Below are 22709 nucleotides of genomic sequence, written 5' to 3'. Positions count from 1 at the left end.
GTCAGGCCGCGCGAACCGATTCCAGGAATTGCGCGACTTCGACCTTGAGACGGGTGCTGTCGGTCGCCAGCGATTTCGCCGCCGACAGCACCTCGGTCGATGCCTCGCCGGTCTCGATCGCACCGCGCTGCACGTCGGTGATGTTCGACGAGACCTCCTGCGTGCCGACCGAGGCCTGCTGCACGTTGCGCGAGATTTCCTGCGTCGCCGCGCCCTGCTCCTCGACGGCGGCGGCGATGGCCGCAGCCACCTCGGACAGCCGCTCGATGGTGCCGCCGATCTCCTGGATGGCACTGACCGATTCCTGCGTCGCCGCCTGGATGCCCGAGACCTGCGCCCCGATCTCGCCGGTGGCTTTTGCAGTCTGCTCGGCCAGCGCCTTGACCTCGGAGGCGACGACCGCGAAGCCGCGGCCCGCCTCGCCGGCACGCGCGGCCTCGATGGTCGCGTTCAGCGCCAGCAGATTGGTCTGGCCTGCGATGGTGTTGATGAGCTCGACGACGTCGCCGATGCGGGACGCCGCCTGCGACAGCGCGTTGACGCGGTCGTTGGTCCGCGTCGCCTGCTCGACGGCCTCCGCCGCCATTCGCGCTGAATCCTGCACGCGGCGGCTGATCTCGGTGATGGAGGACGACAGCTCCTCCGAAGCCGATGCCACCGCCTGGACGTTTGTCGAGGCTTCCTCGGAGGCGGCTGCGACGACGGTCGCGAGTTCCTGTCCGCGCTGCGCGGTGTTGGTCAGCGTCGAGGCGGAGGCCTCGAGCTCGGTCGAGGCCGAAGACACGGTGCCGACGACCTCGCCGATCATGGCTTCGAACTTGCGGGTGATGGCGTCGACGCGGCGGCCGCGCTCGATCTTGGCCTCGGCGTCGCGCGCAGCAGCCTCGTCGGCGGCCTTCTTGGCGATCAGCGCCTCCTTGAAGATCTGCAGCGCATCCGCCATCGAGCCGATCTCGGTGCGCTCGCCGCGATGCGGCACCTCGGCCGAGAGGTCACCTTCGCCGAGCGACTGCATCGGGCGGATGATCGAGGCAATGCCACGAGAAACGTCGCGCACGAGATAATAGGCGGCGCCGATCGCGATCACGACCGAGAACACGATGATGCCGACCAGCACGCGGAAGATCATGGCGTAGCTGTCGGCGGCCTGCTTGGTCTCCAGCTCGGCGCCGCGATTGTTCATCTCGATGCCCTTCTGAAGCAGCGGGTCGGCGGCCTGGGCCATCTTCGCGACCTTGGTCTGCAACAGCTCGTTGGCGTCGGTCGGGAAGCGGCCGACATTCTTGCGCGACAGCGCCATCACGTCCTGCACGCCGTTCAGATACTCGGCCCACGCCGTGCTCCATTGCCCATAGAGCGAGCGCTCCTCGGCGGTGGTGATTAGCGGCTCATAGACCTTGCGCGTCTGGTCGATCCGCGCCCGCAGCGAGGCCAAGCGCTTCTCGGCGGCGTCCTTGCCCTCGGCGGTGTCCTGCATCAGATGCAGGCGCAGCGCGACGCGCAGCTCGTTGATGTCGGCGCGAAGCGAGCCGAGCGCGCGCACGCTGGGCAGCCAGCTCTCCGCGATCTCGATAGTATGGGAATTGATGTTCTGCATGGTGCCGATCGCCGTCACGCCGACACCGGCGAGCGAAAGGACGAGGACCGACAGCACGGCCAGAAGCTTGAAGACGATGGACAATTTCGACATCACGACAAATCCCGATGTTACCTAGCAACGCGCAAATTGTCTGCGCCGCAAATCACCACGACGGTGGCGAGACGGAGGTCAGTTCAACAATGCTGGCTGGTTCTTATCCCGTGAGATTGCACCCATAGTTGCAAGCAGGCGTTAACAGGGAGCTACGTAAAATTACGGGACAAGCCTGATAGTCGCTATTTCTCCTGCAACCATCCGTTGCACCTGCGCAGCGCCCTCATGCCGCGACGCGAGCGCGCCCGCTTGCGCCGCAACATGCGAGGCGGCCGCCGCTACGCCGCCCGTACCGATTCCAGGAAACGCGCGACTTCGCTCTTGAGCCGGTTGCTCTCCTGCGACAGCGATTGCGCAGCCGAATGCACCTGCGCCGAGGCAGCCCCGGTTTCGCCTGCCCCGCGCTGGACGTCGCCGATATTCGCCGAGACTTCGGAAGTGCCATTCGCGGCGTGCTGGATGTTGCGGGAGATCTCCTGCGTAGCGGCGCCCTGCTCCTCGACCGCGGCGGCGATGGTCGACGAGATCTCCGACATCCGCGCGATGGTATCGCCGATCTCCTTTATCGCACCGGCTGAGTCTTGCGTTGCGTTTTGGATCGCACCTATGTGCTGGCTGATCTCGCCGGTGGCCTTCGCAGTCTGCTCGGCGAGCGCCTTCACTTCGGTCGCGACCACCGCAAAACCCTTGCCGGCTTCGCCCGCCCGCGCCGCCTCGATCGTTGCATTCAACGCCAGCAGATTGGTCTGGCTGGCGATGGTGTTGATCAGCTCGACCACGTCGCCAATGCGGGAGGCGGCCTTGGTCAGCTCGGCGACGCGCGCATTGGTGCGCTGGGCCTGCTCGACGGCGACATCGGCGACACGCGCCGATTCTTGCACCTGACGGCTGATCTCGGAGATCGAGGAGGTCATTTCCTCGCTCGCTGAAGACACCGACTGCACGTTTGCGGAGGCCTCTTCGGAGGCGGCCGCCACGACGGTAGCAAGCCCGTTGCCGCGCTCGGCGGCCTGCGTCAGCGTGTTCGAGGACGCCTCCAGCTCGGTTGCAGCCGACGAGACAGTATCGATGATCTCGCCAACCGCGCCTTCGAAATTATCGGCAAGCCGGCGCATGTCGGCCTTGCGCTGCTGGCGCCCGCGCGCCTCGGCTTCGATCTGCTCGGTGCGCAGCCGCTCCGCCTCCGCCATGTTGGTCCTGAACACCTCGACGGCACCAGCCATCTCGCCGATCTCGTCCTTGCGCCCGATGCCGGGAACGGAAATCGAAAGCTCGCCGCGCGCAAGCCGCGTCATCGCATCGACCATGCCGGCAAGCGCCTTCGAGATCGAACGTCCCAGAAGGAAGCCGACCGCGGCGAGCACGACGACGGTAATGGCGAAGGCGACCATCATCCACATGCGCACGGCATCGCGGGTCGCAGCCTCTGCAGCTTCGGCCTTCTTGTAGAGTCCTTCGACTGTATTGCGCACCTCGACCATACCCGGCTCGAGCTCGCGGAAGATCTTCATCATGCTGGCGTCGAGGGCTGCGCTCTGCTGTGCAGTGTCGGCCCACGCCGTGAACTCGGACTGGTATTTCTGCAGCTTGGCCGTGATGTCGTTCATCACAGCCGTAGGAACTGCGACGACCTCTATCGCCTTGGAGAATTCGACCGCCGCCTTCTTCATCTCGGCGATGTATTTTTGGTCGCGCCGCAGCATGAAGTCCTTCTCATGCCGGCGCATCATCAGCATCCAGCTCGTGGTCCTGGGATCGTCGATCTCCTTGAGCTTGGCTTCGATGTCGTGCACCGCGGCGCGGAGCGAGCCGGACAGGCCCAGCGTCTCGTTCAGGCCGAGCCGGGTCTCCGCGGCAACCAATTTTCCGAAGTCCGACGCGTATCGCTTGAAGCCGTCCTGGGCCTGCTTCATCCGTTCGGAGAGCGCGCTCATGCCGCCGGCCGCCATCAGACGCTCGACCTCCTCGAAATCGCGGTTGATCGGCCCGATCAACTCCGCGTGCGCCTTGGCGTAGCTCTCGTTGCGGCGCTGCTGAAAGTTCTTCTCGTTGCGGCGCGCCTCCAGCATCTCGATCGAGAGCTGCTTGTCGAGATCGGCAATCGCACGAGCCCGGTTGGCGACGGCGCGGGAGGCGTCCTGGGAGAGGCTGCCAATCTGATAGATCGCGCCGAAGGCGACGAGACCCAACAATCCGAACAGTCCGATCGCCATGACCTTATGGGTGAGGCGAATGGAAGGGCCACTCATGGGATGTGCTCCAATACGATCGATACGCAATACAAGCAGGGCGACTCAGCGCCCGGAATATTGCGGAGATCATGACTGCATCGGTTTTCCGGAAGGTTAACCGTGCGCGGTCTCCGTCGCGTCTCCGCGATATTCACGCGCGCAAATGCCGCGCCTCTACGCGCGGGGGTTGCAGTTCTCTCAGGACATGCCGCGTCAGGCTGCGCGCACGGTGTCGAGGAATTTGCCGACCTCGAGCTTGAGGCGATTGCTGTCGCCCGACAGCGACTGCGCCGCCGCCAGCACCTGCGAGGATGCCGAGCCGGTTTCGCCTGCACCGCGCTGCACGTCGGTGATGTTGGACGAGACCTGATGGGTGCCTTCGGCCGCCTGCTGCACGTTGCGGGAAATCTCCTGCGTCGCCGCGCCCTGCTCCTCGACGGCCGCCGCGATCGTGGACGATATCTCGGACAGCTTTTCGATGGTGTTGCTGATCGCGCTGATCGCACTGACCGAGTCCTGCGTTGCCGCCTGGATACCCGAAATCTGCTGGCCGATCTCGCCGGTCGCCTTCGCGGTCTGCTCGGCGAGCGCCTTCACTTCGGAAGCCACCACGGCAAAGCCGCGACCGGCCTCGCCGGCGCGTGCCGCCTCGATGGTGGCATTGAGCGCCAGCAGGTTGGTCTGGCCGGCGATGGTGTTGATCAACTCGACCACGTCGCCAATGCGAGCCGCCGCCTTGGACAATTCGCCGACACGATCGGTCGTGGTTCGGGCCTGGGTAACCGCCTCGCTCGCGACCCGCGCCGATTCCTGCACCTGCCGGCTGATCTCGGTGATCGAGGACGACAGCTCTTCGGTCGCAGAGGCAACCGACTGCACATTGGTCGACGCCTCCTCGGAGGCCGCGGCCACAACTATCGTCAGTTCCTGTGCCCGCTCCGCCGTCGAGGTCAGCGTCGAGGCCGAAGCCTCGAGCTCCGTCGCGGCCGAGGAGACGGTGTCGACGATCTCGCCGACGGCGCCTTCGAAACTGTCGGCAAGCCTGCGCATGTCCGCCTTGCGCTGCTCGGCCGCCATCTGGTCCTGCCGCATCTTGGCTTCCGCTTCCTCGCGCGCCTTCTGCTCCGACACGATCTTGAATTTCTCGACGGCCGCGGCGACGCCGCCGACCTCGTCCTTGCGGCCGAGACCCGGCAGGACAACAGAGAAGTCACCGCCAGCGAGCTTGTCCATGGCAACTGTGAGCGCGCGGATCGGCCGGGCGATGGTCAGGAAGGACATCAGCCACGAACCTATGAGGACGAGCACGGCGCACGCGCCGACCACCATGCCGAGACGCTCGCTCGCGGCCATCTCCTGTGTCGCGGCAGCGATTTCTTCCTCGCTTTTATGCTTGGCGAAATCGGCAATCTCGCTGGTCAAATTATCCAGTTGCGTAGCGAGCGGCAGCGTCACCTCACGGACATGGCGCGCGCCTTCCTCGGAAATCTTGGCGGCGCGGGCGGGGTCCGTGGCCGCCACGGCAATGGCCTCGCTGCGAACTGAGGCGTTCTGCTGCGCGCCCTTCAGGTAATCGGCTGACGTAGACTTGAGCTTCTCCATCCGCGCGCGATTTTCCGGGGAGTGCGTCAATCTGAGCATGGAATCGACGACGCCGTTCAGCGCTTTCGACCGCTCCAGCAGAGTCTCGCTCGCCTTTTGCAAGTCACCCTGATTGTTGGCAAGACGCATGTCCCGTACGGCGAGCTGCATGCCGCGTATCCCAAGCTTGGCTTCGGTGGCCTCGCGCACCAATTCCTGCTGCGCAATCGCTGCTTGGTTGGAATGACGCACGGTGTTGTTGCCGATGACCTGGCTCGCGATCATGGCGCCGACGAGAATAATGCCGAACGCCGAAGCGAGCGCGAGCTTGGTACCGATTTGCAGATTCTGGATGAGTTTCGACATGGGCGCGTTTCCCGGGGATTACGCGGCCAAGTCATTGTAGGCCGCCCTCGGCGTTGATCGCCCTTGCCTAAAAACTGAGCTTCAGGTGTGGTGATCCGGTTAACGACAGCCCCCGTACAAATACCGGACTCGCCAGAAATCCCTTGAAATACGGCACGGTCCGCGCGCTTAATAGGTTAACCACACGCGGCGGTAGGATGCCCGATTTCTAGCCAGTGCGACCGAGGGCCTTCTGGCTCTCGCCGATCAGGCTGATCCGGAACACCGGCTCCTTGTTCTCGTCGAGCAGCTCCATGCGCCATTCGGCGTTCTGCTTCAGGCCGCGCGAGATGCCGCCGAGCAAATTGGCACAGACTTCGGTCATCTCGGTCCAGGCCGCAGCGCGATCCTCGAACTCATATGGCTGGTCGGCAGCACCGGAATAGCGGCCGGTGCTGATACGGAAGAAGTACAGCGACATCGTTGAACCCTTTGATCGGGCCGCGCCCCCCGGCCGTACGCAAACTGGGGCGCGAACAGCTACCAACGCATGAAAGCCGTCGTCCGTATGACTACGGCGCGGCGGCTTCGTGTCTGATGACAGCTCTCAACGGTAAAGTGCGCGGAGTGTCCCGTGCAGCCAACTCACTGGGTCGAGCGGCGCAGCTCCAGCGGGGCGTCGTCCCTGGCGGGCTCTGATTTGGCTTGCGGCTTCACCGGCTCGAGCCGGCTACTCTCGACGCGCGGGGTCTCGACACGCGCGGCGACTTCGGTGTTGGGCGTGCCGACCGAACCCGTGTGTTCCGAAGTGCGCAGCGAGCGCGGCCGCGCGACAGCGCGCGCCATCAGCATCTGGTTGCCGCCCTGGTGATGGAAGTCGCAATAGGCGAAGCCCATTCCCGACACCGAGCCGCGGAAACTGCGATCGTCGGTCTTTTCAAGGTTGAAACAGGGCTCGAACGGAATGCCCTTGATCGAGGCGCAGACGTTCTGGCCGCGGATCTGAAGCGTGTTGCCGGGCAGGCGGAGATGTTTCACCGGACCTGCACCCGAGAACTGCACGGCGCCGGCGGCGCCGAGGTCGTCCATGATGCGGCCCGCGCCCCGGGTGCCGTCAAAGCAGGTGAAAGCAAACACCTTCCCCGCGACGAAGCGGCGCGCCTCATCGGCGTTCATGCTTCCAGCAATGGCCGGCGCAAACGTCGCTACCGCCGTGACCGCCCCCAACACAATACGCGCAAGCATGCTCAACTCCGAACCAACCCCGCAGCGGGCTATGCCTTATCTCTTTACCCGCTGCTTACCATACTAACCATGGCGACATTGAAGCAGCATGGTTGGTAAAGTCTGAACGCCGTTAGACAATTTTTACCACCGTGCGACCGCGGACCTGGCCGGCCAGGATTTTAGCGCCCCACTCCGGAACGTCGGAAAGCGGAATTTCATGAGTAATTTCAGCTAGTTTCGTCCGATCCAGATCGGACGCCAGGCGTTGCCACGCGGCTTTCCGCGGCTCGATCGGGCACATCACGGAATCGATGCCGAGAAGGCACACCCCGCGCAAAATGAAGGGTGCGACGGAAGACGGCAGGTCCATGCCGGCAGCCAAGCCGCACGCCGCGATCGCGCCGCCATACTTCGTCATCGACAGGAGATTTGCGAGCGTGGTCGAGCCGACGCTATCGACGCCACCCGCCCAGCGCTCCCTGGCAATGGGCTTGGCGGCCGCCGACAATTCGTTGCGGTCGATCACCTCAGTCGCGCCGATCTCTTTCAGATAGTCCGCTTCGGACGCACGGCCGGTGGAGGCGATGACGTGATAGCCGAGCTTCGAGAGCACGGCGGTTGCGACCGAGCCGACGCCACCCGCCGCGCCCGTCACCACGACCGGACCGCTCTTCGGCGACAGTCCGTGCTTTTCCAGTGCCAGCACGGACAGCATCGCGGTGAAGCCGGCGGTGCCGATCGCCATGGCGTCGCGCGCGGACAGGCCCTGCGGAAGAGCGACCAGCCAGTCGCCTTTCACACGCGCCTTCTCGGCATAGGCGCCGAGATGGGTCTCGCCCATGCCCCAGCCGGTGCAGACGACCTTGTCGCCCGCCTTCCATTGCGGATGCGAGGACTGCTCGACCGTGCCGGCGAAATCGATGCCCGCAATCATCGGGAAACGGCGCACCACCGGCGCCTTGCCGGTGAGCGCGAGGCCGTCCTTGTAGTTCAACGTCGACCATTCCACGCGGACGGTCACGTCGCCCTCCATCAGCTCGGCTTCGTCGAACTGCGTGAGCTGCGCGGTGGTGCCCTTGTCCGCCTTGTCGATCCGGATCGCCTTGAAAGTGGCCACAGCAAAACTCCCTGACTTGTTTCAGGGGATGTTTAGCCGATCAGGCAGGCTGCGCAACCGCCCGCTGGACCGGTTTCTCCACGATCGGAAGATTGATCAGCGCCGAGAGCACGCCGAACAGGATCGAGAGCCACCAGATCGGCGTGTAGGAACCGAACCGCTCGAACACGATGCCGCCGAGCCAGACACCGAGGAAGCCGCCAACCTGATGGCTGACGAAGGCGAAACCATACAGGGTGGCGAACCAGCGCGTGCCGAACATGATCGCGACCAGCGCCGAGGTCGGCGGCACGGTCGACAGCCAGGTCAGGCCGGAGACCGCTCCGAACGCAATCGCCGAGAACGGCGTGATCGGGAACGAGATGAAGGCAAGCGTCGCAAGCGCGCGGGTGAAATAGATGGTCGAGAGGATATAGCGCTTGGGCAGGCTGTTCTGGAGATAGCCGACGCTTAGCGATCCCATGATGTTGAAGAGGCCGATCGCCGCGATCACCCAGCCGCCGATTTGCGTGGAGATGCCGCTGTCGACCAGGAAGGCCGGCAGATGCACCGTGATGAAGGCGAGCTGGAACCCGCAGGTGAAGAAGCCGAGGACAAGCAGCACATAGGAGCGATGGCCGAAGGCTTCCGCGAGCGCTTTGGTGAAGGTCTGCTGGTCCGCAGGCGTCGCGTTTGCCGTGCTTGCGACCGGCGGCGTCGAGAGCGCCAGCGCCAGCGGGATGATCAGCAGCATCAGGAAACCGAACACGGTGAGCGCCTGCTGCCAGCCGAAATTGTCGATCAAGGCCACACCGATCGGCGCGAACAGGAACTGCCCGAACGATCCCGCCGCAGTGCCGGCGCCGAGCGCAAGGCCGCGCTTCTCGGCCGGCAAGAGCTTGGTGAACGCCGAGAGCACCAGATTGAACGAGCAGCCGGCGAGACCGAAGCCGACCATGACGCCGGCGCCGATGTTCAGCGACAGCGGAGTCGAGGAATAGCGCATCAGGAGCAAGCCGCCGGCATAGAGCAGAGCGCCGACGCACATCACCCGGAACAGGCCGAAGCGATCGGCGACCGCGCCGGCGACGGGCTGGCCCAATCCCCACAGCAAATTCTGAAACGCGATCGCGAGCCCGAACACGTCGCGGCCCCAGGCATATTCATGGCTCATCGGCTGCACGAAGAAGCCGAGCGCCGAGCGCGGGCCGAAGCCGAGCATCCCGATCGCGCAGCCGCAGAGAATGATGATCGCCGGCGTGCGCCAGGTGGAGGAACGGGAAACCGAACCGAGTTCGCCCATCTGTGTCGACATGCTGTTCCTCGTGCGTCGTCGCGGATTTCGCAAAATGGCAACCGCGAGCCAGCTCGTTTAATGCATCTGCATGAAAACCCCAAGTCAAAAACGATTGCATTCCGCGAAGAGCTGGCGCCGGAGCATTGCATTTCCTCGCGGCCTTATCCGACGCGCGCCGAGCGTCCGACCTAACGGAGCCGGGTGTCCATTGACGGAAATGTGTGCGGCGAGATCTGGCGGCCTGCCGCGGAGGGTGTTATGTTCGATTTACTCAAGTTGAGCATATTCGATAGTCCACCAGCCCCTCGGCCGGATTTCTCAGGCTAATGATATACTCATACTGAGCATAATTGACATGCACGGGAGGCATGGATGCCGCTAACTGGAATTTACGGCCCCGACGACTTTGCCAACCGGCCCCAGGGCCACGTCATCACCACGGCACGGGCCGAGCAGGCGCGAACCGGACCTTCGCTGCCGATGCCTTCGCTGGAATGGACTCCGGAGGTCGAGCGAGCCACCGCACCGCTTTACGAGCGCGTGAAACACGTCATCCCGCCGATCGAATGGCCGCTGATGGCCCCAACGATCAAGGCGATCAACGCGCTGAAGCAGGCGCGGGGCGCGGTGATCCTCGCCCACAATTACCAGGCGCCGGAGATCTTCCACTGCGTCGCCGACATCGGCGGTGATTCGCTCCAGCTCGCGGTCGAAGCCACCAGGGTGAAGGCCGACATCATCGTCCAGTGCGGCGTGCACTTCATGGCGGAGACGTCGAAACTGCTCAATCCGGACAAGACGGTGCTGATTCCCGATACGCGCGCCGGCTGCTCGCTCGCTGCCAGCATCACCGGCGCCGACGTCCGCCTGCTCCGCGAAAAATTTCCCGGCGTGCCTGTCGTGGCCTATGTCAACACCTCCGCGGAGGTGAAGGCCGAGGTCGATATCTGCTGCACCTCGTCGAACGCGGTTCAGGTGGTCGAGAGCCTCGGCGCGCCAAGCGTGATCTTCCTGCCCGACCGCTATCTCGCCACCTACGTGGCCTCGAAAACCGACGTGAAGATCATCGCCTGGAAGGGCGCCTGCGAGGTGCACGAGCGTTTCACCGGCGCCGAGCTGCGTAGCTACCGCGAGGCCGATCCCTCCGTTCAGATCATCGCGCATCCCGAATGCCCTCCGGATGTGCTGGCCGAGGCCGATTTCACCGGCTCGACCGCGCACATGATCAACTGGGTGCGCGAGCGGCGGCCGCGGCGGCTGGTGATGATCACGGAATGCTCGATGGCCGACAATGTGCGCGCCGAGCTGCCCGATGTGGAGATGCTGCGTCCCTGCAACATCTGCCCGCACATGAAGCGCATCACGCTCGCCAACATTTTGGAGAGCCTGCTGACGCTTCGCGAGGAGGTGACGATCGATCCCACGCTTGCGCAACGCGCGCGGCGCTCGGTCGAGCGGATGATCAATTTGAAGAATTGAGAGCGGAACATGCAAGATAACATCCACACCCTCCCCCGCACCGACGATGTCGTCGTCGTCGGCGGCGGCCTTGCCGGATTGTTCTGCGCGCTCAAGCTCGCGCCGCGGCCGGTGACATTGATCTCGGCCGCGCCGCTCGGACAGGGCGCGTCGTCCGCATGGGCGCAAGGTGGAATCGCCGCGGCAATGGCTGAAGGCGATACGCCGGAAGCGCACGCCGCGGACACGGTTGCCGTTGGCGGCGGCATCGTCGACGAAGCTGTCGCACTGGGGATCGCGCGCGAGGCCGCACCGCGGATTCACGATCTTCTCGCCTATGGCGTGCCGTTCGACCGCGATCTCGAAGGCCGGCTCGCAGTCGGGCGCGAAGCCGCACACTCGGCGCGGCGCATCGTGCATGTGCGCGGCGACGGCGCGGGCGCCGCTATCATCGCTGCGCTGAGCGATGCGGTGCGGCGCACGCCATCGATCCGGCTGATCGAAGGCTTTTTCGCCGAAGCGCTGTTGACCGGGGACGGCGCGGTCGCCGGTCTTCAACTGCGCCAAGCTGGCGAGGCCGAAGCACGCCCAATCCTGCTCGCTGCGCGGACGGTGGTGCTCGCGACGGGCGGCATCGGCCATCTCTATGCCGTCACCACCAATCCGCGCGAGGCCAGCGGATCCGGCCTTGCGATCGCCGCACGCGCCGGCGCGGTGATCGCAGATCCCGAGTTCGTGCAATTTCACCCGACCGCCATCATGGTCGGTCGCGATCCCGCGCCGCTCGCCACCGAAGCGTTGCGCGGTGAAGGCGCGACGCTGATCAACGGCCGTGGCGAGCGTTTCATGGCGGCGCGGCATCCGCTCGCCGAGCTCGCTCCGCGCGACATCGTGGCCCGCGGCGTGTTCGCGGAGATTTCGGCGGGGCGCGGCGCCTTCCTCGATGCGCGGCAGGCGCTGGGCGCACGTTTTGCCGACAAATTCCCGACCGTTCATGCAAGCTGCATCGCCGCCGGCATCGATCCCGCCACGCAGGCCATCCCGATCGCACCCGCGGCACACTACCACATGGGCGGCATCGCGGTGGACGATCGCGGCCGCACCTCGATCGACGGGCTCTGGGCCGGCGGCGAAGTGTCGTCCACCGGCGCGCATGGCGCGAACCGGCTGGCGTCGAATTCGCTGCTCGAGGCCGTGGTCTACGCCGCACGCATCGCCGATGACATCGCCGGCCGCACCAGCCCCTCGCCCGCCCGCCTTGCGGACGTGGTGATACCGCGGGGCGGCGCGCCGGATGCTGCGGCCGTGAAGCAGCTGCGGATGCTGATGAGCGCGCATGTCGGCGTGATCCGCGATGATGACGGGCTTGCGGACGCGGTTCGCAGCTTCGCCGCGCTCGAGCGCGAGGCCACGAGCATTGCGGTCCGCAACATGGCAACGGCAGCCCTGCTCGTGGCGGCGTCGGCCTCGAACCGGTGCGAGAGCCGCGGCGCGCATTTCCGCTCCGACCATTCCGCGGACGTTCCCGCCCTCGCGCAACGCACGATGACGACGCTCGCAGCAGTGCGCGAGATCGCGGACAGCCTGACCAAATGTCCGAAATCACGAACCGCGCCACCCTTGACCGTCTGACGGAGTTCTTCCCATGATCACCCCGATCTCTCTGCAATATCCCGACGCCTTCCTCTCCCCGCTCGCGATCGACGAGGCCGTGCTGCGCGCGCTCGATGAGGATCTCGGACGCGCCGGCGACATCACCTCGCTTGCGACGATTCCCGAGGCAACCAAGGCGCAAGCGATCCTGGTCGCACGGCAATCCGGCGTGATCGCCGGCTTGCCGCTGGCGCTCGCCACCTTGCAAAAGCTTTCGCCTGACATCGAGGTACGCGCACATGTTCGCGACGCCGCGCGCGTCGCCCGCGGACAGCAGGTGCTGACGATCTCGGGGCCGGCACGCGCCATCCTCACGGCGGAGCGGACCGCGCTGAACTTCGTCGGCCGCCTGTCGGGCATTGCGACGCTCACGGCGGACTATGTTGCGCGCACCGAGGGCACCCGGATGCGAATCTGCTGCACGCGAAAGACCACGCCTGGGCTGCGCGCGTTGGAGAAATACGCGGTACGCTGCGGTGGCGGCTTCAATCACCGCTTCGGGCTCGACGACGCGATCCTGATCAAGGACAACCACATCGCGGTCGCCGGTGGCATCCGTCCGGTGCTGGAGCGCGCCCGCGCCCATGCCGGCCATCTCGTCAAGATCGAGATCGAGGTCGACACGCTTCCGCAGTTGCGCGAGGTGCTCGACACCGGCCTTGCCGATGCCGTGCTGCTCGACAACATGGACATTGCGACGCTGCGCGAAGCCGTTGGGATCAACGAGGGACGCCTCGAGCTGGAGGCATCCGGCGGTGTCACCCTGGACTCGATCCCAGCCATCGCGGCGACCGGCGTCGACTACGCCTCAGTCGGCGCGCTGACGCATTCTGCGCCGAATTTCGACTGCGCGCTGGATATCGAGATGTGAGGCGAGCTTCCTTCTCCGTCATGGCCGGGCTTGTCCCGGCCATCCACGCCTTGCAACTCGGTACAAAGAACGTGGATGCCCGGGACAAGCCCGGGCATGACGAACTCTTGTGAAGGACTACCTTCGTTCGCTTACGCCCATCTCGGCGGAGCTCTTGGCTTCCTGGGTGAGCTCGGCGGAGAGCGCGGCGGTCTGCGCGGGTGTGCCCCAGCTCGGTTCCTCGCTGCCGTCGCCCCAAGCGCGCGGGCGATAGAAGGTGTGGACGCCGGTCTTGTACATCTTCTTCATCTCGGCGACCCAGGACGGGCGCACCCAATAGGCATGGTAGTGCGTGGACTTGCCGACCTCGGCTAGCCAGATCTGGCCGTCGAGCATGGCCTTCGAGATCTTTTTCGCACGCTCCCACATCTCGGGCTCGCGGATCACGTCGGCATTGTTGTCGCAGGCGAAGGTGAACTGGCAGGCGAGATGGCGGTGCTTGTTCTGATAGACGGCGCCGCACACCGTGTCCGGATATTTTCCGGAGAACACGCGGTTCATCACCACCTGCGCAACCGCCATCTGGCCGCGCACGGCCTCGCCGCGAGACTCGAAATAGACGGCTTCCGCGAGGCATTTTTCGGACTTCGCGCGCGACTTGTCGTCGAGCGCGAGCCGCTCCGCCGGTGACCTGGCGCGCTGGTTGTCGACGTTGACCTCACCCTTCGGCGCGACGCTCTCGCCGCTTTCGATATCCCTCGCAATATCCACCGACGGCGGCGACAGCGATGCCGTCACCTTCATGTCGGAGTCGGGCATCACGATCAGCGGCTCCGCACCGGGTTGCCAGCTCTCGATGCTCTCGACATTGCCGCCGAGCGAGGAGCTGCCGAAGAACAGGTTCGAGGTTTTGACGCGGAATGGATCGCGCGGCGGTGCAGCCGGAATGGTGGCCTGCTTCAGCGCTTCGAGCGGCTGGAGCGCGAGCGAGCGCGCAGCGTCGCTGGCTTGTGGCGCATTGGTGTATTGCGGCAGCGGCGGCGCGCGTAGCGCTTCCGCGAGTTCGGGATCGAGCGCGGCCGCGGATTCCGGCGACATCGCCTGCGGCAGCGCGACGGTCTTGGCGCCGAACACCGAGCTGTTCGACGTCGCGGGATCCTCCTGCGTCGGCGCTGCCGTCGGCGCGCCCGCTTCGGGAGCCTGCGTCGGTGTGACCGTTGCGAGGCGATCACCCTTCATGGAGCGATCGACCTTGGGAAAATCGGCGGCCTGGTAGCGCGGCGGCGCCTGAAGCGCCGGATTGCGGCTGATCGCGCCGGTGACGTCGCGGCCGTCGAGGCTCGCGAGGCGAACCATCGCGCTCTGCGGCGCCGAAGTGCCGATCGGCCGGGAAAAACTGTAGGTGGCGAGCTGTATGGAGGACGCAGCAGAGAACACCTGCTTCTGCCAACGCTCCGCGACGCCGGGTTGGCGCGCCAGCAGCGAGGCAATGTCCTGATAGCCGGTCTCTCTCGGCATCAATGCGAAGATGCAGAGACCGATGCCGAAGGACGCGAACCGCGCGCCCTTCGGATGGGTACGCAACAAAAACATCGATACGCTCACGCTACGCTTACGCTAGAAAAATCGAGCCGCAGTACATCCGTGCAATTCGATCTTTATCGTGAGTATCTAATTTAGGTTGCCGGGGCGTTAATCGGCGTTGCGCATGCGGCACACGCAAGCAATCGCAGGTGTTTTCACGGGGTGACGATGCGCCTTGGTAAATGCGCCCTCACGCGACGGGGTAAACAATTGGTCAACGCGAATGGTGAAGGAACTCTTGCGCGCACGTATCGCTACGGGCCGCGCGGTTCGGTTCCATCGTCACATCAACAACCGCTGTCATGCCCCGCGAAGGCGGGCATCCAGTACGCTGAGGCTTCTGCGTTCAAGCACTGACGTCTCGTCGTACTGGATCGCCCGGTCGAGCCGGGCGATGACAGCGAGTGTGTGGTGGTCGCGATGACAGTGTGGCGAGAGCATCGCTTCAAATGAAAGAGGCGGGGTTTGCCCCGCCTCTTTCGCTCTCAACATTTTAACTCGCCCGCTTATGCCTGGCTCGCGATCGCCTTGCCGAGCGCGGCTTGCGCGGCGGCGAGGCGGGCGATCGGGACGCGGTAGGGCGAGCAGGAGACGTAGTCGAGGCCGATCGCGTGGCAGAAGGCGACGGAGGCGGGATCGCCGCCGTGCTCGCCGCAGATGCCGACCTTGAGCGAGGCGCGCGTCTTGCGGCCGCGCGCGACGCCGATCTTGACGAGCTCGCCGACGCCTTCCTGGTCGAGCGCGACGAAGGGATCGATCGGCAGGATGCCCTTGGACACGTAGGTCCCGAGGAAGCTCGCGGCATCGTCACGGCTGATGCCGTACGTCGTCTGCGTGAGGTCGTTGGTACCGAACGAGAAGAACTCGGCGCTCTCCGCGATCTCGGCTGCGAGCAGGCAGGCGCGCGGCAGCTCGATCATGGTGCCGACCTGATAGGTCAGCTTGGTGTTGGTGTCGCGCATCACCGCCTTTGCGGTGGAGTCGATGCGCGCCTTGACGAGGTCGAGCTCCATCTTGGTGGCGATCAGCGGTACCATCACCTCGAGGCCGACGGCCTTGCCGGTGCGCTTCTCGGCCTCGACCGCCGCTTCGAAGATCGCACGCGCCTGCATCTCGGCGATCTCGGGATAGGCGATCGCGATGCGGCAGCCGCGGAAGCCGAGCATCGGATTGAACTCCGACAGCTCGCGCGCGCGGTCGGCCAGGCGCCGCGGGTCGGTGTTCATGGCGCGCGCCACTTCCTCGACCTCGGCATGGGTGTGCGGCAGGAACTCGTGCAGCGGCGGATCAAGCAAACGGATCGTGACGGGCAGACCCTTCATGATCTCGAACAGCTCGACGAAGTCGGCGCGCTGCATGGGCAGCAGCTTTGCCAGTGCAGCGCGCCGCGACTGCTCGTCCTCGGAGAGGATCATCTCGCGCACGGTGCGGATACGCGTCTCCTCGAAGAACATGTGCTCGGTACGGCAGAGGCCGATGCCTTCCGCGCCGAACTTGATCGCGGTGTGCGCGTCCTCCGGCGTGTCCGCGTTGACGCGCACGCCGATCTTGCGGACCTGGTCGGCCCATTTCATCAACGTGCCGAACTCGCCGGACAGTTCGGGCTCGATCATCGGCATGCGGCCGGCCAGCACCTGGCCGAGCGAGCCGTCGATGGTGATGACGTCGCCGGTCTTGAAGGTGCGCGAGCCGATGCTCATGGTGCCGCGGCCGTAATCGACGCGGATGGTGCCGCAACCGGAGACGCAGGGCTTGCCCATGCCGCGCGCGACCACTGCAGCATGCGAGGTCATGCCACCGCGGGTGGTCAAGATGCCTTCGGCGGCGTGCATGCCGTGGATGTCTTCGGGGCTGGTCTCGATCCGGACCAGAATCACCTTGAGGCCGTCGGCCTGAAGCTTGGCCGCTTCGTCCGAGGAGAACACGATCTCGCCGGAGGCCGCACCCGGCGAGGCCGGTAGGCCGGTCGCGATCACGTCGCGCTTGGCGTTGGGGTCGATGGTCGGATGCAGCAGCTGGTCGAGCGAGGCGGGGTCGATCCGCGTCACCGCTTCCTTCTTGCTGATCAGGCCTTCATTGGCGAGTTCGACCGCGATGCGCAGCGCCGCTTTCGCGGTGCGCTTGCCGCCACGGGTCTGCAGCATCCAGAGCTTGCCCTGCTCGACCGTGAACTCCATGTCCTGCATGTCGCGGTAGTGCTTCTCGAGCAGCGTGTAGATCCGCGTCAGCTCCTTGAAGGCCTCCGGCATCGCCGATTCCATCGACGCCTTGTCGGAGCCTGAGTCCTTGCGCGCTTCCTCGGTGATGTCCTGCGGCGTGCGGATGCCCGCCACCACGTCCTCGCCTTGCGCGTTGATCAGGAACTCGCCGTAGAGCTTGCTCTCGCCGGTCGAGGGATTGCGCGTGAAGGCAACGCCGGTCGCCGAGGTCTCGCCCATGTTGCCGAACACCATGGCCTGCACGTTGACCGCGGTGCCCCAGGATTCCGGAATGTCGTGCAGTCTGCGGTAGGTCACCGCGCGAGCGTTCATCCAGGATGAAAACACCGCGCCGATCGCGCCCCAGAGCTGGTCGTGCGGATCCTGCGGAAAATCCTTGCCGGTTTCGCGCGCGACCGCGTCCTTGTACTTGCCGACCAGATCGACCCAGTCGTCGGCGGTGAGATCCGTGTCGAGCGTGTAGCCCTGGCTGTCCTTGAAGGTGTCGAGGATTTCCTCGAAATGATGATGCTCGAAGCCGAGCACCACGTCCGAATACATGGTGATGAAGCGGCGATAGCTGTCATAGGCGAAGCGGCGATCGCCTGACAGTTCCGACAGCGCTTCCACGGTCTCGTCGTTGAGGCCGAGATTGAGCACGGTGTCCATCATGCCCGGCATCGAGGCGCGGCCGCCGGAACGCACGGAGACGAGCAGCGGGTTCCTGGAATCGCCGAAGATCTTGCCGGTCAACTTGCCGACATGGTCGAGCGCCTTCTCAACCTGCGACTGCAATTCCTTCGGATAGGACTTGTCGTGCGCGTAGAAGTAAGTGCAGACCGAGGTCGGAATGGTGAAGCCGGGAGGCACCGGCAGGCCGAGATTAGCCATTTCGGCGAGGTTGGCGCCCTTGCCGCCGAGCAAATCGCGCATCTCCGCTTTGCCCTCGGCCTTGCCGTCCCCGAAGGTGAACACCCACTTGCCGGCCTTGGCCGCAACAGGCGCAGCCTTGGTTAGGGCAGCCTTGCTCGGTGCCGACTTCACGGCGACCTTCGGCGCAACCGGCTTCGTCGGTGCCTTTGCAACAGCCTTGGAAATAGCCTTGGCGGCAGGCTTCACAGCCGGCTTGGCAGCAGCCTTGGCAACCGGCTTAACAGCGGCTTTGGCCATCGGCTTCGGAGCGCGCTTGGCAAGTGCCTTGCGGGCCGCCGGCGCGGCTTTCGCCTTGGCGGAGGACTTTGATTTCGCTGGCATTTTCGCTGGAGTTTTCGAGGCGGCTTTGGCCATAGCTTGCACACAACCTGCGAGAGGAATGGGTAATTGCGGGCCTTACACCACTTTGGGCAGGTCCGCGCAAGTCGGAGAGTTCCGTAGAATGAAGGCCTAGAGATGGAGCCACTTCAACAATCCGAGCCCGATCGCACCATTTATGATGAGAAAGATCGCGACGATTAGGTTCAACAGGCGTGGCATGATCAGGATGAGCACACCCGCAAGCAGCGACAGGATCGGCGAGATGTGGGCGACGGTGATGTGCATGAATTTTCTTTCCGTGGGGTGGGGGCGAATCGCGGCGGGATCATAGCGGACTGGGTTCCGCGGGTAGAGACGCACTGGGCACGCGCGAGTTCCCGGCTTCGCGAAAACTGCCCGAAAATGCCGCGTATGCGGCGGGCGTTTTCCGGAACATCGCGAAGACGCATGCATTGGCAACCGGTCGCGCCATTGGCGCTTCCCGAAAACCTTCTCGAAGGAGTTGCCCATGCGGAACAGGATTCTTGCTCTTGCAGCGCTCGCGGCCGCGATCGGTTCGCCCCTTGCGGCGCAGGCGCAAAGCAGCGTCACCGTGGGACGCGCGCCCGTCGTCGTCGACAGCGGCCCGACCATTGCGGTCGAGCAGCGGCCGGCTTTCCGCGACTATGTCGTCGAACAACGTGTGCCGGCTTTCCGTATCCCGGATCGCGTGGTGGTCGGTGCCACCTTACCTGAAAGCGGCGTCACCTATTATGACGTGCCGCAACGTTTCGGCGCCACCACCTACCGCTACACCGTCGTGAACGGCGAGACCGTCCTGGTCGAGCCGCGCTCGCGGCGCATCGTCGAGGTGATGGACTAGCGTTGTGAGGGATCAACTAGGTGTCCGGCGCGTCACATCAATCAGGCTGACGCGAGCAGTTTAGTCGGACATCAGGCCCCGCCCGGTCCTCCCCCCGCCGGGCGGGGCATTTTTGTGCTTTCGTCATTCCGGGGCGCGCGAAGCGCGAGCCCGGAATGACAGTGTTGGCGGCCGCGAGACCGCGCTCAATCCTGGATCTTCGAGAAATCCGCCACCGCACGCGTGGCGCTGCGGATTTCGTTGAGCAGCTTCAGGCGGTTCTCACGCACCTTCGCATCCTCGTCGTTGACGCGAACTTTCTCGAAGAACGCATCGACCGGCGGGCGCAGCTTTGCCATCGCGCTCATCGCAGCCGCGAAGTCTTCCTTGGAGACAGCAGCGCTTGCCTCCGCCTTCACTTCGCCGATCGCCTTGGCCAGCGCCTTCTCCTCGCCGAGACCGTAGAGCGCGGCATCGGGCGCCCCGTCGAACGTGCGCTTGTCCTTCTTCTCCTCAATGCCGAGGATATTGCTGGCGCGCTTGATGCCGGCGAGCAGGTTCTTACCGTCCTCGGACTCGAGGAATTTGCCGAGCGCCTCGACGCGGCGGACGATCATCAGAAGGTCGTCCTGGTCGCCGAGCGCGAACACGGCGTCGACGAGATCGTGCCGCGCGCCTTGCTCGCGGAGTTGGACCTTGAGGCGATCGGCGAAGAAGGCAAGCAGGTCGCTCGGAAGCTTCTGCGCATCGGCAGGCTTCAAGGACAAGCCGGCGAGTGCGGACGCCGCCATCTTCATGATCGACAGACGCAGTGCGTTCTCAGCGATCAGCCTGATCACACCCAGCGCCGCGCGACGCAACGCATAGGGGTCCTTGCTTCCCGTCGGCTTCTCATCGATGGCCCAGAAGCCAACGAGCGTGTCGAGCTTGTCCGCGAGCGCCACTGCGACGCTGACCGGATCGGTTGGCACGCGATCAGCTGGCCCTTGGGGCTTGTAGTGCTCCTCGCAGGCCGCGGCGACGGAGGCATCCTCGCCCTGCGCGAGCGCGTAGTACTTGCCCATCAGGCCCTGCACCTCGGGGAATTCGCCGACGACTTCGGTCAGCAAATCCGCCTTCGCCAGATGCGCGGCGCGCGTCGCCTTGGCGACATCGGCGCCGACCAGCGGGGCGATCTCGGCGGCGAGGCATTCGATCCGCTTGATGCGCGCGGCCTGGGTGCCGAGCTTCTCGTGAAACACGATCTGCTCGAACTTCGGCAGCCGGTCTTCCAGCTTCGTCTTCAGATCCGTCTCATAAAAGAACTTCGCATCCGACAGGCGCGGACGGATCACGCGCTCGTTGCCGGCGACGATGGTCTTGCCGCCGTCGGGCGCCTCGATGTTCGCCGTGAGGACGAACTTGTTGGTCAGCTTGCCCGTCTTGGGATCTTTGACGACGAAGCACTTCTGGTTGTTGCGGATGGTGGCGCGGATCACCTCATCGGGGATCGCGAGATATTCCGCTTCGAAGGATCCCATCATGACGACGGGCCATTCGACGAGGCCCGAAACCTCATCGAGCAGCACCTGGTCCTCGACCAGTTCGAACCCTTGCGCGAAGGTCAGCTCCTTGGCGTCGGCAAAGATAATGTCCTTGCGCGCCTGCGGATCGAGGATGACTTTTGCCGCCTTCAGCTTCGCTTCGTAGTCTTCGAAGCGGCGCACGGAAATCGCGCTAGGTGCCATGAAGCGATGGCCGTAGGTGGTCTGGCCGGCCTCGATGCCGTCCACCGAGAATTTGACGACATCGGGCTCTTCGGTTTCGAGCCCGAACGTCGCAATGATCGCGTGCAGCGGGCGCACCCAGCTCAGCGATCCTGGTTTGCCGGAGCGCGCGCCCCAGCGCATCGATTTCGGCCAGGGGAAGGTGCGGATGATGACGGGAAGGATTTCCGCGAGCACATCGATGGCGTCGCGGCCGGGCTTCTCGATCAGCGCGATGTAGAAGTCGCCCTTCGGGTCGCGCTGGATCTTGGCCTCATCCAGCGACGTCAAACCCGTCGCTTTCAGAAAACCCTGCACGGCGGCATCGGCCGCGCCGATCTTCGGTCCACGGCGTTCGGTCTTCAGGTCAGGCTGGCGCGCAGGGATGCCGTGCACGGTCAGCGCGAGGCGGCGCGGCGTCGCGAACGCCTTGGCGCCTTCGTAGACGAGACCTTCGGCGACGAGCTTGTCGGTGACCATGCGGCGCAAATCCTCCGCCGCCTTGGCCTGCATGCGCGCGGGGATTTCTTCGGAAAACAGTTCAAGCAAAAGATCGGGCATCAGCCAGCTCCGCCCGCTTCAGTATGGATCCAGGCCTCGCCGCAAGCTTTTGCCAATTCGCGCACGCGAAGAATGTAGCTCTGCCGCTCGGTCACCGAGATCACGCCGCGCGCGTCGAGCAGGTTGAACACATGGCTCGCCTTGATGCACTGGTCATAGGCCGGCAGCGACATCAGATGGGCCTCGCGCTTGCCGTCCTTCCAGCCAGCTTCTAGGTACTTTCTGCACGCGCTTTCAGCCATCTTGAATTGCTCGAACAGCATCGCGGTGTCCGCGATCTCAAAATTGTGTTTCGAATATTCCCGCTCGGCCTGCAGGAAGACATCGCCATAGGTGACCTTGGCGTCACCGTCGCGGCCGTTGAAGTTGAGGTCGTAGACGCGATCGACGCCCTGCACGTACATCGCGAGCCGCTCGAGCCCATAGGTGAGTTCGCCCGCGACCGGCGCGCATTCGACACCCGCGACCTGCTGGAAATAGGTGAACTGGCTGACTTCCATGCCGTCGCACCAGCACTCCCAGCCGAGGCCCCAGGCGCCCAGCGTCGGGCTCTCCCAATCGTCCTCGACGAAGCGAATGTCGTGCATGGCGGAATCGATGCCGATCGCGGCGAGCGACTTCAGGTACAGCTCCTGAAGGTTCGGCGGCGACGGCTTCATGATCACCTGGAACTGGTAGTAGTGCTGCAGCCGGTTCGGATTCGCGCCGTAGCGGCCGTCCTTGGGCCGCCGCGAGGGCTGCACATAGGCCGCATTCCAGGGCTTTGGCCCGAGTGCGCGTAACGTCGTCGCCGGATGGAAGGTACCCGCGCCCATCTCCATGTCATAGGGCTGCAGGATCACGCAGCCCTGCTCGGCCCAGAACCGCTGGAGCGCGAGGATAAAACCCTGGAACGAGCGTTCCGGGCGCATATGGGCGGGCAAGGAGGCGTCCATCGTCAGATCGGGCTCTCGCGGGGGGTTGAATCGCGCGGGACCGTATCGACGGCAGGGGTGGGAATCAAGGCAAAGGGGGTGGATTCGGGCCCAGTTGTCCGTCATGCCCGGGCTTGTCCCGGGCATCCACGTTCTTCGTGCGTCAGGCAAGACGCGGATG

At 64.7% G+C, this 22709-nt stretch carries 16 protein-coding genes; 4 read left to right on the top strand and 12 right to left on the bottom strand.

The window, feature by feature from the left end; genetic code table 11:
- Nucleotide 1: 1 nt before the first annotated feature.
- The 7 genes from GWG67_RS23150 to GWG67_RS23120 form a co-directional block, all read right to left on the bottom strand.
- Nucleotides 2-1690: a methyl-accepting chemotaxis protein gene (locus GWG67_RS23150; RefSeq protein ID WP_275171622.1), complete on the bottom strand. Its 1689-nt coding sequence runs from the start codon at nucleotides 1688-1690 to the stop codon at nucleotides 2-4.
- Between the two features lie 281 nt (nucleotides 1691-1971).
- Nucleotides 1972-3942: a methyl-accepting chemotaxis protein gene (locus tag GWG67_RS23145; RefSeq protein ID WP_275171620.1), complete on the bottom strand. Its 1971-nt coding sequence runs from the start codon at nucleotides 3940-3942 to the stop codon at nucleotides 1972-1974.
- A gap of 195 nt (nucleotides 3943-4137) precedes the next feature.
- Nucleotides 4138-5871 carry a methyl-accepting chemotaxis protein gene (locus GWG67_RS23140; protein WP_275171618.1) on the bottom strand — a complete coding sequence of 578 codons (1734 nt, stop codon included), beginning with the start codon at nucleotides 5869-5871 and terminating at the stop codon, nucleotides 4138-4140.
- A 208-nt stretch (nucleotides 5872-6079) separates the two neighbouring features.
- Nucleotides 6080-6331: a hypothetical protein gene (locus GWG67_RS23135; protein ID WP_247298960.1), complete on the bottom strand. Its 252-nt coding sequence runs from the start codon at nucleotides 6329-6331 to the stop codon at nucleotides 6080-6082.
- A gap of 164 nt (nucleotides 6332-6495) precedes the next feature.
- Nucleotides 6496-7095 carry a hypothetical protein gene (locus GWG67_RS23130; RefSeq protein WP_275171616.1) on the bottom strand — a complete coding sequence of 200 codons (600 nt, stop codon included), beginning with the start codon at nucleotides 7093-7095 and terminating at the stop codon, nucleotides 6496-6498.
- Nucleotides 7096-7207: 112 nt separating this feature from the next.
- Complete coding sequence (locus GWG67_RS23125) at nucleotides 7208-8194, bottom strand: MDR family oxidoreductase (protein ID WP_275171614.1); 987 nt, start codon at nucleotides 8192-8194, stop codon at nucleotides 7208-7210.
- 40 nt (nucleotides 8195-8234) lie between these two features.
- The gene (locus GWG67_RS23120; protein ID WP_275171613.1) at nucleotides 8235-9488 is read right to left on the bottom strand and encodes an MFS transporter; all 1254 of its coding nucleotides are present in this window, start codon (nucleotides 9486-9488) and stop codon (nucleotides 8235-8237) included.
- Nucleotides 9489-9842: 354 nt separating this feature from the next.
- On the opposite strand from GWG67_RS23120, the gene nadA reads away from it, so the two are divergent.
- From nadA to nadC, 3 genes are read left to right on the top strand one after another with little or no spacing between them, the layout of a single operon-like run.
- A complete protein-coding gene (gene nadA, locus GWG67_RS23115; RefSeq protein WP_275171611.1) occupies nucleotides 9843-10949 on the top strand; it encodes a quinolinate synthase NadA in 1107 nt (368 codons plus the stop codon).
- A 9-nt stretch (nucleotides 10950-10958) separates the two neighbouring features.
- Complete coding sequence (locus tag GWG67_RS23110) at nucleotides 10959-12560, top strand: L-aspartate oxidase (RefSeq protein ID WP_275171609.1); 1602 nt, start codon at nucleotides 10959-10961, stop codon at nucleotides 12558-12560.
- A 13-nt stretch (nucleotides 12561-12573) separates the two neighbouring features.
- Nucleotides 12574-13452, top strand: a complete 879-nt coding sequence (gene nadC / locus GWG67_RS23105; protein WP_275171608.1) for a carboxylating nicotinate-nucleotide diphosphorylase — start codon at nucleotides 12574-12576, stop codon at nucleotides 13450-13452.
- A gap of 117 nt (nucleotides 13453-13569) precedes the next feature.
- Here the strand turns inward: nadC and GWG67_RS23100 are convergent, their stop codons facing one another.
- The 3 genes from GWG67_RS23100 to GWG67_RS23090 form a co-directional block, all read right to left on the bottom strand.
- Nucleotides 13570-15024, bottom strand: a complete 1455-nt coding sequence (locus GWG67_RS23100) for a cell wall hydrolase (protein WP_275171607.1) — start codon at nucleotides 15022-15024, stop codon at nucleotides 13570-13572.
- A 497-nt stretch (nucleotides 15025-15521) separates the two neighbouring features.
- Nucleotides 15522-18500, bottom strand: coding sequence for a pyruvate, phosphate dikinase (gene ppdK, locus GWG67_RS23095; RefSeq protein WP_275171606.1), 2979 nt, complete (start codon nucleotides 18498-18500; stop codon nucleotides 15522-15524).
- Between the two features lie 96 nt (nucleotides 18501-18596).
- Nucleotides 18597-18752 (bottom strand): DUF3096 domain-containing protein, encoded by a 156-nt coding sequence (locus GWG67_RS23090; RefSeq protein ID WP_007594951.1) that lies wholly within the window; start codon nucleotides 18750-18752, stop codon nucleotides 18597-18599.
- A gap of 223 nt (nucleotides 18753-18975) precedes the next feature.
- On the opposite strand from GWG67_RS23090, the gene GWG67_RS23085 reads away from it, so the two are divergent.
- Complete coding sequence (locus GWG67_RS23085) at nucleotides 18976-19329, top strand: DUF1236 domain-containing protein (protein ID WP_007594952.1); 354 nt, start codon at nucleotides 18976-18978, stop codon at nucleotides 19327-19329.
- Between the two features lie 185 nt (nucleotides 19330-19514).
- Here GWG67_RS23085 and glyS read toward each other — a convergent pair whose 3' ends face one another.
- Both glyS and GWG67_RS23075 read right to left on the bottom strand, forming a co-directional pair.
- Nucleotides 19515-21614, bottom strand: coding sequence for a glycine--tRNA ligase subunit beta (gene glyS / locus GWG67_RS23080; protein WP_275171605.1), 2100 nt, complete (start codon nucleotides 21612-21614; stop codon nucleotides 19515-19517).
- On the bottom strand, nucleotides 21614-22549 hold the full coding sequence (locus GWG67_RS23075) for a glycine--tRNA ligase subunit alpha (RefSeq protein WP_275171603.1): 936 nt from the start codon (nucleotides 22547-22549) through the stop codon (nucleotides 21614-21616). The genes glyS and GWG67_RS23075 overlap by 1 nt, the downstream gene beginning before the upstream one ends.
- Nucleotides 22550-22709 lie beyond the last annotated feature (160 nt).

Source organism: Bradyrhizobium sp. CSS354 (assembly GCF_029051725.1).
In the GTDB taxonomy this organism is placed as follows: Bacteria; Pseudomonadota; Alphaproteobacteria; order Rhizobiales; family Xanthobacteraceae; genus Bradyrhizobium.
This window is presented reverse-complemented; position numbering and strand designations above follow the sequence as displayed.